Origin of the sequence: Neobacillus muris (assembly GCF_943193175.1) — a bacterium.
GTDB lineage: Bacteria > Bacillota > Bacilli > Bacillales > Cytobacillaceae > Neobacillus > Neobacillus muris.
Map to the genome: position 1 here is coordinate 1 of NZ_CALPDF010000018.1, position 15,263 is coordinate 15,263.

The 15,263-nt window shown below is 43.7% G+C and carries 10 protein-coding genes and 2 riboswitches; all 10 genes read right to left on the minus strand.

Annotated features, from left to right (window positions below; genetic code table 11):
• Positions 1–388 precede the first annotated feature (388 nt).
• Positions 389–2,464 (minus strand): glucose-specific PTS transporter subunit IIBC, encoded by a 2,076-nt coding sequence (ptsG, locus tag NFS43_RS13000; RefSeq protein WP_251552105.1) that lies wholly within the window; start codon positions 2,462–2,464, stop codon positions 389–391.
• A gap of 177 nt (positions 2,465–2,641) precedes the next feature.
• Positions 2,642–3,484 carry a glucose PTS transporter transcription antiterminator GlcT gene (gene glcT, locus NFS43_RS13005; RefSeq protein WP_251552106.1) on the minus strand — a complete coding sequence of 281 codons (843 nt, stop codon included), beginning with the start codon at positions 3,482–3,484 and terminating at the stop codon, positions 2,642–2,644.
• 103 nt (positions 3,485–3,587) lie between these two features.
• The gene (locus NFS43_RS13010; RefSeq protein ID WP_251552107.1) at positions 3,588–4,715 is read right to left on the minus strand and encodes an ABC-2 transporter permease; all 1,128 of its coding nucleotides are present in this window, start codon (positions 4,713–4,715) and stop codon (positions 3,588–3,590) included.
• Complete coding sequence (locus NFS43_RS13015) at positions 4,708–5,904, minus strand: ABC transporter permease (RefSeq protein WP_251552108.1); 1,197 nt, start codon at positions 5,902–5,904, stop codon at positions 4,708–4,710. The genes NFS43_RS13010 and NFS43_RS13015 overlap by 8 nt, the downstream gene beginning before the upstream one ends.
• An 11-nt stretch (positions 5,905–5,915) precedes the next feature.
• Entirely contained in the window at positions 5,916–6,866 is a 951-nt protein-coding gene (locus tag NFS43_RS13020) for an ABC transporter ATP-binding protein (protein ID WP_251552109.1), read from the minus strand.
• 143 nt (positions 6,867–7,009) lie between these two features.
• A complete protein-coding gene (locus NFS43_RS13025) occupies positions 7,010–8,338 on the minus strand; it encodes an NCS2 family permease (protein WP_251552110.1) in 1,329 nt (442 codons plus the stop codon).
• Positions 8,339–8,439: 101 nt separating this feature from the next.
• Positions 8,440–8,541: riboswitch (purine riboswitch) on the minus strand.
• A gap of 223 nt (positions 8,542–8,764) precedes the next feature.
• A complete protein-coding gene (guaA, locus tag NFS43_RS13030) occupies positions 8,765–10,285 on the minus strand; it encodes a glutamine-hydrolyzing GMP synthase (RefSeq protein WP_251552111.1) in 1,521 nt (506 codons plus the stop codon).
• A 137-nt stretch (positions 10,286–10,422) separates the two neighbouring features.
• Positions 10,423–10,524: riboswitch (purine riboswitch) on the minus strand.
• A gap of 39 nt (positions 10,525–10,563) precedes the next feature.
• The gene (locus tag NFS43_RS13035; RefSeq protein ID WP_251552112.1) at positions 10,564–12,768 is read right to left on the minus strand and encodes a transglutaminase TgpA family protein; all 2,205 of its coding nucleotides are present in this window, start codon (positions 12,766–12,768) and stop codon (positions 10,564–10,566) included.
• Entirely contained in the window at positions 12,765–13,982 is a 1,218-nt protein-coding gene (locus tag NFS43_RS13040) for a DUF58 domain-containing protein (protein ID WP_251552113.1), read from the minus strand. Before NFS43_RS13040 ends, NFS43_RS13035 begins: the two co-directional genes overlap by 4 nt.
• Positions 13,983–14,924 carry an AAA family ATPase gene (locus NFS43_RS13045; RefSeq protein WP_251552166.1) on the minus strand — a complete coding sequence of 314 codons (942 nt, stop codon included), beginning with the start codon at positions 14,922–14,924 and terminating at the stop codon, positions 13,983–13,985.
• Between the last annotated feature and the right edge of the window lie 339 nt (positions 14,925–15,263).

Consider the following 15,263-nt stretch of genomic DNA (forward strand, 5'->3'; position numbering starts at 1 on the left):
GCATGTATTAGGCACGCCGCCAGCGTTCGTCCTGAGCCAGGATCAAACTCTCCGAGAAAGTTGATATAGCTCATAAAGTTACGTTGGCTCGTGTACTCTCTATTAATATAGAAGAAACACGATTATTATTTGTTGACGTTTTGTTTGTTTAGTTTTCAAAGAACAATTTCGCTTTTCAGAAGCGACTTTATTAATATATCACGCCGTCTTTTCTAAGTCAACAACTTTTTTCGTCATCTTTAAGTTGTCAGCCTGTCATCAACGACTGCTTATGTATAATATCATCATCACTAAATGAAGTCAACGCCTTTATTTAATAAAAAAGTTTTCCCATAATTCTTTCTAAAACAAAACCAGCCCTTTTCATTCAGGCTGGATTCGTTCGGATTTATTTTGTAATTTTAATTATACCTTCTTGCCCGCAGTTTACATGGCCTTGCTTTTCTATAACTACCTCTTCACCTTCACCTAAATTAGTGAAAATAATAGGAGAAATCGTTGATTTAGCATGTTCTTTAATATATTCGATATCAAAATTCAATAAAGGCTGGCCTTTTTTAACCGTGTCATTTTCAGAAACCAACGTCTCAAAGCATTCTCCTTTCAGGTTAACCGTATCAAGACCAACGTGTATGAGAATTTCACGCCCACTGTCAGAAAGGATACCAATCGCATGCTTAGTATAGAACATGTTTATAATCTTGCCATCAACAGGTGAAGCCACTAACCCTTCAGATGGAATAATAGCAAAGCCATCACCCATCATTTTTCCTGCGAATACTTGATCGGGAACTTCTGTGATTTCTTTTATTTCCCCTTTAATCGGGGCTGCAAAAGCACTTCCAGCCTCAGCAGCATTCTCAGCTTGCAACGCTTCCGGGTTCACTTCCTCAATCTGCTGCTGTACCCCTTTTTCCGGTTCATCAGCGGCGAGACTGCGAGGCCGTTTTCCTCTCATAATATCCTTCATTTGTCCTTTAATTGTTTCAGAACGAGGACCTAGGATTGCCTGAATATTATTTCCCACTTCAAGGACACCTGATGCACCAAGACGTTTAAGTTCTTCTTTATCTACATTTTTAATATCATTTACAGATACACGGAGGCGGGTAATACAAGCATCTAAGTTCGCGATGTTTTCTTTGCCTCCCATCGCTTCTAAGATATTAGCCGCTAAATCCCCTGAGCCGGCTTTTCCTGCTGGTGCTTGATTTTCTTCATCGTCTAATTCTCGGCCAGGTGTTTTTAAGTCAAACTTGCGAATGGCGAAGCGGAATCCGAAGTAATAAATAACAGCAAATACAAGACCTATTGGGATGACAATCCACGCATGTGTTTGCGGATTAATTAAACCGAAAAGAACATAGTCAATTAACCCTCCAGAGAACGTCATACCGATTTTTACATCTAATAAGTTCATAACCATAAAAGATAAACCGGCAAAAACAGCATGGATACCAAATAATATAGGTGCAACAAATAAGAATGAGAATTCAATCGGTTCTGTTATACCTGTTAAGAAGGAAGTTAATGCCGCAGATAGCATTAATCCTCCCACAAACTGTTTCTTTTCTGGCTTAGCTTCATGATAAATTGCTAAAGCTGCCGCTGGAAGACCAAACATCATGAATGGGAATTTACCCGTCATAAACGTACCGGCAGTCAGATTTTGCACGTTATCAGAAATCTGTGCCATGAAAATCCGCTGATCACCGCGGACAACTTCTCCTGCTTTTGTTACATACTCACCGAATTCATACCAGAATGGCGAATAGAAAATATGATGCAATCCAAATGGAATCAAGGCACGTTCAATAACTCCAAAGATAAATGCCGATAATGTTAAGTTCGCATGAACCATATTATTAGAAAATGCATCTAATCCTGCTTGTATTGGCGGCCAAATTACCAGCATAATCAATCCTAAGACAATGGCCGTTGCAGCTGTAATGATTGGAACAAAGCGTTTGCCGGCAAAGAAACCTAAATAGGATGGCAATTCTATCTCAAAGAATTTATTATAAAGCGAAGCTGCCATAATGCCGGCGATAATTCCTCCAAATACCCCGGTTTGTAAAGTCGGGATCCCAAGAACGCTGGCATAGTTTGTTCCGTTTACATCTTCTGCTTCAAGACCAAGGACAGTCCCCATTGTCACATTCATGATCAAGTAACCGATAATTGCTGCAAGTCCCGCAGTTCCTTCTCCTCCTGCCAAACCGATTGCAACACCCACCGCAAACAAGAGCGGGAGGTTACCAAATACAATATCCCCTGCTTTTTGCATAACAGCTGCCACTAGATCTACGCCGCTGTTATCTAAGTATGGGGCAATGTCCAGTAAAGCAGGGTTTCTTAATGCCGCCCCAAGCGCAAGCAATATACCAGCAGCCGGCAAAAGGGCAACTGGAAGCATAAGTGCCTTACCCACTTTTTGTAAGACGCCGAATGCGTTTTTTAACATATATAAAACCCCCTGGATATTTTAATGCAGATAAAACGGTTACATAAAACAAAAAAAAAGACATGAGAAAAAAGCTTAATAATTGTAGCAGCGGATATAGCCTTCCCCTGCGTATCCAATTCATTAATACTTTGTTACTCATGCCTGATCGAATCAGTAACACGTAATAAAGGACTGCTATTTAAATTTATTCTGCAGACGCTGCAGATGCATGGTCAAATACACCGCTTCTGCATCAAATACTTTCATCTTTAATGTTTGCTGCATCACTTTAATGAGCTTCCAGGCGAGATTATAGCATACTGGATATTCTTCCTTCAAGAGAGCAGAAATTTTATCAGGCTCCTCCACCTTTTCTCCTCTCATCACTCGCCCTATGGCGAAGCGAAGATGGCGAACCAGTCTCATATACCCCACACTATCTTTATCAATCTCCATCTCCAGCTGTTCCTCTACCATTTTCACTAAATTAGTGACAAGCTGGGAATGCTGGTTGACTTCCGAGAGATTTTTATTGGACATGGCACTATGAATATGAAGGGCAATAAACCCAATTTCACCACTAGGAAGGTGGATTCCTGTTTTCTCTTGGATCAGCTGTACGACCTCTGATGCAATTTCATATTCAAACCTATAGAGCGCTTTCGTTTCGGCCAAAATAGGATTTCTTAATTCAACACCGTTAGCAACGCGCGACAGAGCAAATAGCAGGTGATCTGTCAATGCCACATGGATATGTTCATCTAAATTTGAATTGGTCCGCTTTTTGATTAACTCAAGAGCGGAAATAATCGCCTCATGATGCTCATTATTGATAAATGGAAGTAATTGAATATAATTCGCTTGTTCCTTCTCATTTTTCAATACAAAAAGCTTTTCCCCGGCATCCGCGTTGATAAGATCCCCACGTTTGCGATTAAAGCCTATTCCTTTCCCAATCAAAACGACCTCTTGATAGGAAGGATGTTCCGCAATGAGTACATTATTATTTAACACCTTATCTATCCGCAATTCTGCCATACTTTTTCCCCTCTTCATCACTTCGTCCGCAATATCATGGTAAAAGAGGCAGATAGGAAAGTCAACGACAATGTTCGCCAATCACCTGTAAAATTTCGGAAACCTATTCAAAGCGGATCCCCCTTATCCCTACAGCGAAAAATAAGATAGTAAATAAAACTAGCGCAAGCACATCTTTTCCTAAGGTTCCCATATGCAGACTTCCGCTGATTATCTCTTTAAATCCAGACATAGCCCAGCTTTGCGGAACGGCAAGAGCGATCTTCTGCATGACATCCGGCACTAGATCCAATGACCAATAAACCCCGCCCAGCATACAAGTGCTGACCACTAAGACTGCACTTAAAGCAGCGGCTTGCTGTTTGGTTTTAACAAGCGCGGCAATCATTAGCCCAAAACCAACCACAGAAAGAATTACTAATGAGGCAAACGGAAGCAGATAGGACAGATTACCCCATGTCACATCAAATAATAGCGACATTGCTGTCATTAACATAACAAATTGGATAGCACCCATAACAAAATAAGACAATAAGTATCCAAAAATAATTTGCAGCTTGGCTGCCGGGCTGACCAGCAGTCTTCCCCAAGTTCCGCCAGCCCTTTCGTCTAAAATGGCGGATGCGGCACCGGAGAGCCCAAACATCATGAACATAATGGAAAACCCGACAAACATCAGGTTCATATCCGTTTGTTTCGTTCGCTCCTTCTGAATAACCTGTTGATCAACAGACACTCCTTGATTCCCAGCAATCATCTCCAATAGCTGGGGAAATCCTGAGGAATCTGACGGATCAACAGCCTGGTAAGAGCGGGCAATCAGACTTGCCGTACCCTGGAGCAGCGGCTCAAGACTATAATAGGACTCCGTCTTCCTTTCGATCATTACGTCAAAAATCGGCCCATTTTCTGCCATTCGCTGCTCAATATCATTTGGAATCACCACCGCAGCAATACTATCCTGTTCGGAGACGTTGCTTTTTGCCGCTTTTAGAGATACCTGCCGCCAGGAAAAATCATCGTTTTTCTTTAGCAGTTTCATGATCTCATCCGTTGCTTTCCCTTCACCGGCTACCACGTTCACAACCGGTTTAGCTGAATCTGGATTGGCCGCAACTCCCCCAAAGATAAAGCTGAACAGAGCCGGCATAACAAACATTAACACGATGGTTCCAGGCGATTTAAAAAACATTTTTAGCTGCTGTCCAACAATGGTCATGATTTTACGCATAACGCCCTCTCCTTCCCATTGAAAGGCGGATTAATCCAATCACAAAAAACAGGATGCCGAGTCCCAAAGCCCCTAGCACAGCAGGCAGAATATCAGCCAGCCCCGCACCCGTCATCAGTTTTAAATAGTTTTGCAAAGCCAAGGCATTGGGCAAAAACTTCACTGCCGAATTTACCCAGTCCGGAAAGAGGTACATGGGGACCATACTCCCCCCTAGGACGGCCATGATTTGCGTTCCGAACATACCGGCAACCGAAAAAGCCTTTTCTGTTTTCACAAATGATCCCGCCAGCACACCCAGTCCGCACGCATTTATGATGAAGGCCATGGTCATAACCAAAACCCCGCTGGCCGAGTCTCCCCAGTCCACACCAAAAATCAAGCCTGTCCCCATTAAAATGACAGCAGCCTGGGCCAAACAAATCACAACCAGCCCCAGCAATTTCCCCAAAAGATAGTAGGTGTAGGTTAAATGGGTAAGGAGCAATCGATTATACACTTCTTGTTCCCTTTCCAGGATCATGTTGGAAACCCCTTGCACCACTGTCATTAATAGAAACATGACACCCATGGCTGCTGCGTAATATTGAAAAGAACCGACCATTTTTGTTTTGGCACTTACAGTCGTTTCATTGAGGAGAGAAACCTTTGACAGATCCATCTCTTGAAGAGTCTTTTTCTCACCATCTGTTCCTGTTTGAACCAGACTCGCTTTTTGTGCGGCTGCCGCTTCAATTGGCACCGAATCCGCAAATTGTTCGACCACTTTCTGAACCACCACCGCTTTTAGCCCCGGATCCGGTACAGTCAACAGCTTTACTTTCGCCTGTTCCCCTGTCATTAAGGAGTCCGAAAACCCAGGTTCAATAATCAGCCCCACCGGTAAATGATGTTCGGTTATCTTTTTTCTAAGTTCCGATTCATGAAGAGACTTGATTTCGATTTGATCTTTCATTTGGTTTTCAAAGACTTCCTCTACTAAAACTTTACTAAGAGGCCCTTTATCTAAATTAACGATTCCCATACTAAATTTTTCAAGGACGCTATCGTCATCCTGCTTCATCACGTTTCCAAAAGCAGACCCTAAAATGGCAATAAGAATCAGAGGCATTAGGATAAGTGTTAACAGAGCTTTCTTATCGCGGGCTATCATCTTTAAATCCTTCCAGGCAAGCCACCAAAAACTCATGATAACCCCCCTTAATCCCGCAGGCTCCGGCCTGTCAGCTGAAGAAAAATGCTTTCCAGGTTCGGTTCCACAATTTCTACAGAAGAGATTTTTATGCCATCTCTGGTAAGATACTGAATCAGGCCGCCTAAGATGTTTTGCGGCTCTTTATGGAATGCGGTTAGAAGGTTCTCTTTGAAGAGTATATCTTTATCAACCGAAAGCCCCGACCCCTCTAAATGGTTGATGATTTCTTGTTGATTGAAAGTTTCACCATCAAGCATAATCATGATTCTGGAACGGTCGCCAATTGACTCACGCAAATCCCGTAATGTACCTATGGCAATCACCTGGCCATGGTCTATAATGCCGACCCGTTCACATAGATACTCGACTTCTTCCATATAGTGACTAGTATAAATAATCGTCATTCCCTCATGGTTTAACCGTTTGACGGTTTCTAAAATATGATTGCGCGATTGCGGGTCAATCCCCACCGTGGGCTCGTCCATAATTAACAGTTCCGGCTGATGCAGAATCGCCGCCCCAATGTTCACCCGACGTTTCATGCCTCCAGAAAAGTCAGCCACTTTATCTCTAGCCCTGTCCGTCAGGCCAATCATTTCAAGGACTCCGTCGACACTTATCTCCAGTTTCTTACCGCTCAGGTTATACATCCTGCCCCAGAATTTTAAATTTTCCTTGGCTGACATTTCCTGATACAGGGCAATTTCCTGCGGGACGACGCCAATCGTTTTTTGGGCTTGTTTGGGTCTTCTAACGATATCTATATCTCTTAATCTGATTTCGCCAGAAGTCGGGGGAAAAAGTCCTGTTATCATATTAATAGCGGTCGATTTCCCTGCACCATTTGGACCAAGCAATCCGAACGATTCCCCTTTTTCAACAGTAAACGATAAGCCCTTGACCGCCTCAAACTGCCCAAAATTTTTGCGCAAATCCTGCACTGCCAATAAATTCACGTTCACCACTCCCAATCCGTGTCTAACTTCCCTCTCTATCATACAAAAGTCCCATGGAAAAAAATATAAATTTTTAAAATTCACAGAAATAAAAAAAAGAGCTGAGGAGGATAATCTCCGCAGCTCTTTTTCAATAAGGTTTTTTATTTTAAGAAAATGAAATATAGTAAAAAGATGATAAAGAATAAGTACATGATCGGATTAATTTCTTTTGCGCGCCCTTTTACAATCATGGTAATTGGGTAGAAGATAAAGCCCATCGCAATCCCCGTTGCAATGCTGTATGATAGCGGCATGGCAATAATCGTTAAGAATGCAGGAACCGCAATTTCAAATTTGGTCCAATCAATTTTTCCTAGAGATGATACCATTAATACCCCAACAATGATTAAAGCTGGAGCGGTAACGGCAGAAGTTACAACCGATAAGAGCGGGAAGAAAAAGATGGATAGGATAAAGAATCCTGCTGTAACTAACGCCGCGAATCCAGTTCTTGCACCAGATGCAACCCCTGCAGTCGACTCAATGTACGATGTTGTAGTTGACGTTCCAAGTACGGCTCCCACACTGGATGCGATGGAATCAGCAATCAACGCTCTCCCTGCACGAGGAAGTTTATTATCTTTCATAATTCCAGCCTGACTGGCTACAGCCACCAATGTGCCGGCATTGTCAAAGAAGTCGACAAACAAGAAAGTTAACACAATCCCCAGCATGGCAGTAGTGTAGAATGAACTGTCCCCAAAGGATGAGAAAGCTGCACCGAAGGTAGGCTCTAAACTAGGAACAGCGCCAACGATCTGAGTCGGCACCTTAATCAATCCAAAGATCATGCCGGCGATAACCGTAATGACCATTCCGTAGAAAACAGCGCCTTTTATTTTCCTCGTCATCATAATAACTGTTACGAAAATTCCAAAAACGGTCAGCAGGACATTTCCATCCGACATGTCTCCTAAACCTACAAGTGTCGCATCATCATTAACAATGATTTTGGCATTTTGCAAGCCGACAAACGTAATGAACAAACCAATCCCGGCACTAACCGCATACTTTAGCTCAATTGGAATCGCATTTATCAGCTTTTCACGAAGACCGGTCAAGGTAAGTATAAAGAAGAAAATACCTGAAATCAGTACCGCTCCAAGTGCATGCTGCCAAGGAATTCCGCTTCCTAAAACAACAGTGTAGGCAAAGAACGCATTTAACCCCATACCTGGTGCTAATGCCAGCGGATATTTGCCTAGAAGTCCCATGACAATGGATCCGATAGCCGACGCTAGCGCGGTTGCAACAAACACGGCACCATGGTCCATTCTTAAGGCATCTGGATAGTCTTTTATAGAGGCCAGCGACAAAGTGAGCGGGTTAACCACCAATATATAAGCCATTGCTAAGAAGGTAGTGAAGCCGCCAATAAACTCCCGGCGATAATTGGTACCGTACTTCTCAAATTCAAAGTACTTTTGCATGTTTCTTTTCCCCCTATTTTTCTTTTTAAAATAAAAAACGTTCCGGTTTATCTACCAGAACGTTGACTAGGGTAATGTGTGTTAAAAGGCAATGTTGCCTTATATATCAACACTTACCTCGTAGTCAAGCCATTTACGGTGGCTTGGTAGAAACTTTTGGGCCTTATTCCCAATATTATACGACGTAATTCGACATCTTATTCAATACACTATTATAATATCAAGGAAGAACCGGTCCGTCAATATAAAATACGAACATTTTTAAATATATTTTTAACATCGTTCGTAAAAACTAAAGAAACTGCAGAAAGCCGATCAGCGCGGAAAAATGGGATCGAGATTCCCATACACAAAAGGCTGACCCCCTATTAGGTCAACCTTTTGTGTCAATGAGAAATGGCCAGCCGTTAGTTGCTTCCGTTGTTTCTATTCCCACTCAATCGTAGCTGGCGGCTTGCTGGTGATATCATAGACTACTCGGTTCACATGTGGCACTTCATTTACTATCCGTGTTGAAATCACTTCAAGCACCTCCCATGGAATGCGGGCCCAGTCAGAGGTCATTCCATCGATAGACGTAACCGCGCGAATGCCAATTGTATAATCATATGTTCTGGCATCGCCCATAACACCTACACTGCGGATATTCGGCAGGACGGTAAAGTATTGCCAGATATCACGATCTAATCCAGCCTTTTTGATCTCCTCACGCAATATCCAATCGGATTCGCGGACTATATCCAGTTTATCATCGGAAATTTCGCCAAGAACACGAATTCCAAGCCCTGGTCCTGGGAATGGCTGCCGCCAAACAATTTCATCCGGAATGCCAAGCTCGGTTCCAAGCGCACGGACCTCATCCTTGAACAGCGTATTGAGCGGTTCAATTAATGTAAATTGCATATCCTCTGGCAGCCCGCCCACATTGTGATGCGACTTGATCGTTTGCGCTGTAGCTGTGCCGCTTTCGATTACATCGGTATAAAGCGTACCTTGTGCCAAGAACTCAATCCCCTCAAGCTTAGCTGCTTCATCATCAAATACATATATAAATTCGTTCCCAATAATTTTACGCTTCTGCTCCGGATCGGAAACGCCCTTTAATTTATTCAGGAACCGGTCTTTTGCGTCCACTTTGATCACATTCATGTTGAACCCTTCAGAGAAGGTCTTCATCACACTGTCTGCTTCATATTTTCGCAGCAGACCATGGTCAACAAAAATACAGGTCAACTGATCGCCAATAGCTTTATGAATCAGGACCGCTACAACAGAGGAATCTACACCGCCGCTTAATGCACAAAGGACTTTCTTATCCCCTACCGTTTCACGGATTTTGGCGATTTCCATCTCGATGAAGCTTTCCATCGACCAGCTGCCGCTGCAATCACAGACATTAAACACAAAATTCTTTAACAGCTCATTCCCATAAACGGAATGGCGAACCTCCGGATGGAATTGTACCGCGTAAAGATTTTGTTCCTTCTTGCTCATCGCTGCAATGGGGCAGGATGGGCTGGTTGCATCAATTGTAAAGCCTTGAGGCACCTCCACAACAAGGTCCCCGTGGCTCATCCATACAATCTGCTCGTTTGGTAGACCCTCAAATAGTGCAGACTCATGTTCCGTTGCCATCGTAGCTTTTCCATATTCCCGCTGCTTAGCCGGCTCCACTTTCCCGCCAAATTTTACAGTCATTAACTGCATGCCGTAGCAAATCCCAAGAATCGGCAAGCCTAAATCAAAAATCGCTTCATCACAGCGGAAGGAATTTTCATCGTACACACTGTTCGGACCACCTGAGAAAATGATCCCTTTTGGATTCATGCCGCGGATTTCCTCCGCTGTAATCGTATGCGGATGCAGCTCACTATACACCCCAAACTCACGAATCCGGCGTGTAATCAGCTGATTATATTGACTCCCAAAGTCTAATACAACAATCATATCCTGCTTTCCCGTCAAAACGGCCACCTCAATCTGTTAAAGTTAAATTTATTCTTTACTAAAAACACAAAAAAAAACTAGAATTCTCTCCCCATAGACCAGGAAGGCAGAATTCTAGTTTTCTTGCAATCTATCGCTTGAAAAAATTCCGCCTTCATAGTCAGGCTATTTACGGCAGCCCGGTAGAGACTCTCGAACCTTATTTTCGAGGATATATGAAGAACAAGTAACGCACCCTATTCAAATAAGGTTATTTTAACAATAGGATGTTTTACTGGTCAAGCAATTGTCTTTTTAATTAAATTTTCCCACAATTCACGAGTGCCCTCCCAGCTTCCTTCAGGAAGATGCTGCTGGTACAAATATCGTTCATAACAATTGGTTAACTTTGTCATTTCCCGGGTTGAGAAGTGCGAATCCACATAATCGGCATAATTTCGCAGTGTTTGATGCTCCTTGCGATTTAATCCATAGCGCTCAAGCTGGCCGAGCAAGCTTATGTACGCTGCACTGATCGTCTCATCCTTTTTCTTAAATCGATACCTGAACATCAATACATACGGGAACCACTTGCCGCGAATTCGATAAAGCAGCATCACCAGCAAACTGATAAAAATAACTGCTAGTGCCAAGCCCAGCCAATGGTCGGCAAAGAACAACTGGACCTGTATCCAAACCGTGCTCCAATCAAATGAGGCCTCCTGCTCCTGATCCTCCGTGTCATCGACTTGCTGCTGATTCGGCTTTTCAGCCGGAGGCGTGGCTGGCGTCTGGCTGCTGGAGGACGTTTGTCCAGTGGAATAATCAATACTAAGACCATTCGAAAAGCCTTTTGTCGGTTCAAACGGCACCCAGCCTTGTCCAGGCAAATAAACCTCTACCCACGAGTGAGCATTGTTATTGGACACCTGATACAGCTGCATCACGCTTTCCCCTTCGCTGTATTGGATAAAGTCCCCGCCGGTGAATCCCTTTATCCAGCGGGTTGGAATCCCGATGGTTCGCAGCATAACAGCCATAGAGGAGGAGAAATTATCACAATAGCCTGTTTTAGTTTCAAACAAAAACTGATCAACGTAGTCGTCATCTTTTCCAGGAAGCGCCACGTTTTTTTGGTCATAGATATATTCCGCCTTGCCAAAATATTGCTCGACAGCCTTTGCCTTATCAAACCAATTGGTCTTCCCCGCCGTGATTTCTTCCGTCAGCTGTTTAATTCGCGGCGGCAGCTCCTCTGGCAGCTGCGTATACCGGTTATAAAAATCCTCATCCATTTCAGAAGATTGATAGGCCGTTGTTTTTCTTAAATCAGTCACTTTATATTTAGGGTTGTTAAATTGTACCGTATAGGAACTGATTTCCTTATCAGGAGTGATTTTCTCCTTTGTTGTGTCGATTTTGAAGATATTTTCATCTTCCCTTTGCGGCTGGATTGGGCTGATTCTCTGTATTCCTGCAGGATACACCAAAAAACCCGCATTGGTGTAATTAGGAAAAAACTGAACCTTCGCTGTTTCCTCTGAGGTTTCAACAGTATCTGGAATCGAATAAACAGGAACGAGGTCATTCTCAGTAAAGGTAATCGGCGTTGATCCAGCAGGGACCCACCCCTTTCCAGTGTAGACATCCTTAGTCTCTACCTTCCAATACGTTTTCCCATATCCCTCATACTGAAAGACAGGATTGTCATTTCCAATGAACGGGCCGCCTAACCGGTCGTCATTTTCTCCATACCCGATCTGGCTGATTCCGCCATTGCCGCCATCATCGCCGCCTTTATTGGCTGCAGTTTTCAAATAAGGAACCGGGTCTGGCCAAAGCGGCGCCGCCTTTGGAGCTGCTATCCCAATCAGGACACTGAGGGCAATCATAGCGGCAAGCGGCGCCAGCCATTTTTTTAGAAAGGAGGAATGGCGAATCATGCGATCGTGATGCATGAGGCGAAAATAAGTCAGTATCCCCATAACCGCGAAACCCGCTGCGGCCGTCCGAACGATGGCCGCACCTGCATCATAAACCGTAAATGTATCTAATATCGTAATATAAATCAGGGTCATAAAGAAAAAGAGGAAGATCCGCTGCCGCCTCAGCAGCCAATAATGCAATAAATATACCATCAGCGATAACAGGATAAACAGCAATAACGTGCGAAACTGATTGGATAATCCTGTCCAGTCCCGCGAAAGAATCAACCCCAGATTGTTCAAGATATCCCCTAGAAATGATAGGAGCCAGGATAAATGATGCAATGGCTCATGATAATGGAATCGATTTATCGCCGCCAAGATAAACAGTATCTGAATGACGGCCTGCCAAACCCTTTTGACTTTTAGGAAAGACAAAGCAAACGAGATAAGCAGGAAAATGATAAACGTTTCGACATGACTGGTGTTTGTCAGCTGCTCAATCGGCCGCAGCCATTCCCACAACAGCAAAAATCCAAGTCCATAAAGTAACAATGTCGGAAAATCCCGTCTCGTCAACGTATATTCACCCCCGAAAAGGCTGCAGAAAAATCGCCCTCATGTACGATGATTACGCGTACACCACGGGCATTGGCGATGCTAATCAGAGACAGTTCCTCTGTGGCGGCTGGCTCTTTTTTTCCCTTGACCAGAAAAATCGTGATCCTTCCTTTTCTCTGTACAAGAAAGCTGGCTTTTTCAATTAATGGTTTCGTCAATTGCCCTGTGACCAGCATAGCCGAAACAGTTTGCTGCACGAACAAACCATCCGTTTCAATGACCTTATCAAGTGGCAAAACGCTTTTTGCTTCGATTTTGGCAAGATGGTAAAATAGCTGCTGCAAATGCTGATCTCCGCCCCAAATGGGAAACGATGTCCTTTCGCTGCTTACGGTTAATAAACCGGATTGGGCCCCCTTTTTCAGGATTGCCCGCAGCAGGGAAGCTGTAAAGGATACAATATGTTCAAAGTTTTTGTCCGGGACACAATCCATGGCGACAAATACATCGTGGGATTGCCTTTGCTCAAACTCCTTTGTCATAATCTCATTCCGTTTAGCGGTCGCTTTCCAGTTGATCCAGGAGAACCGGTCCCCCGGCTGGTAGTCCCTTACGCCGACTGCCATGGTGGTATCGCGCTGGACCCGCTCTCTGGATGCTGTCAGACCTTGATCATACTGGTTCTCAAGCGGCTGATAAAATATTTCGGCAAACGCTGGATAGACCACTATTCGGTCTTTGCCCGAATAAATTTTTTCCTTTTCAAATAAGCCAAGCGGATCTCCAACTTTTAGCGTGACCGATTCAAAAAAATGCTCGCCGCGCGGCAGTTCCTCAATCCGATATTCATACGAAAATACTTTTTTCATGCCAGGAAATAGCAGGGCTTTCGCCCCCCTGTCCTGGCGTGCATATTTCAACGAGTCCTGTATGTGATCTTCGATGAACAGATAGAACAATGGAAAAGCCTTTTTGCGTTTTATCGTGACCAAAACCTTCAATGACTCACCCGCGTTATAATCGGTTTTTGGAAGCTCTCGGACTACCTCCAAATCATGTAAAGAATAGACGGATAATGCCAGGCAATAGATGGCGAAGGGGAGAAAGCTGTAAAATAAAAACCAGCTGACAAATCCCCCTTGGAACATGGCATAGGAAAAGCTTAAGAGAATCAGCGCAAATAATAATATGAATTTCCAAGCCTTTTTCAGCATAGTCCGAGTCTTATCCATTTATTTCACTAACCTCCGGACCGGCACAGGCACTCTGGCAACCACCCGGTTCACGACTTCTTCGGCTGAAATACCTTCAAACTTGGCCTCAGATTTTAAAATAATCCGATGGGATAACACAAATGGGGTCAAATATTGCACATCGTCTGGGAGAACATAATCCCGTCCATGCATGTAAGAGTAAGCTTGCGCTGCTTTCATTAAGGAAATCGATCCCCTAGGGCTCGCTCCTAGATAGACACTGCCATACTCCCGTGTACGTTGGACAATATCAACGATATATCGCTTAATCGTGTCATCGACGTATACCTCTTTTACTTCCTTTTGCAGGACTAGTAATCCTTCAAGCCCAATCACTGGCTGCAAGTCCTCAATGGGCGGAACCTTTTGGGCGCGGTCCAGGACTTCGATTTCCTCGTCAATGTCTGGATAGCCCATTTTCATTTTTAATAGAAACCGGTCGAGCTGCGCTTCTGGCAGCGGATAGGTTCCTTCATATTCGATTGGATTTTGGGTAGCCATGACAAAAAACGGTTTGTTCAGTTTATGGGTGACGCCGTCAATTGTGACGCTGGCTTCCTCCATCCCTTCTAACAGCGCGGATTGGGTCTTTGGGGAAGTACGGTTAATTTCATCAGCAAGAATAATGTTGCCCATAAGCGGACCTGGGCGGAATTGGAATTCCATTTCTTTTGGATTATAGATGGATACCCCCGTGACATCTGAGGGCAGCAGGTCAGGGGTAAACTGGATTCTTCGAAAGTTCGCATTCACGGATTTGGCCAGTGCCCGTACCATCATCGTTTTTCCGACACCCGGTACGTCTTCTAATAATACGTGTCCGCCAGCAAGCAGGGCGGTCAGGCTTAGTTCCGCGACATTCCTTTTTCCAATCATGACTTTTTCAATGTTAGCCAGTATCTTATCTATCTTGGGGTTCATTTGTTCGGCTGCCAAGTTGATTCCTCCTCTGTGATTCAAACCAATATTACCTACCTATCTATTCTATTTTTGCAAAATAAATTCCTGTATCAAAGCCAGATATTATTCGATACTCGGAAAAAATTCGACACTTATGGCAGAATATATTACAAGCATTCTCGTCTTTATAGACTTTCCACGGAGATGAAAATAAGGGTTACAAATTTAGAATCGGTTGAATCCTAGTTATCTTTGTTTTGGCTATGAATAACCAGTTTCTTTGGGGATAATCTAAAATTGGGCTTTCATTTTGCTTTTGAATGAAAAATAAAAAGACTGCCTCCCCAAGCCCGGAAGCAG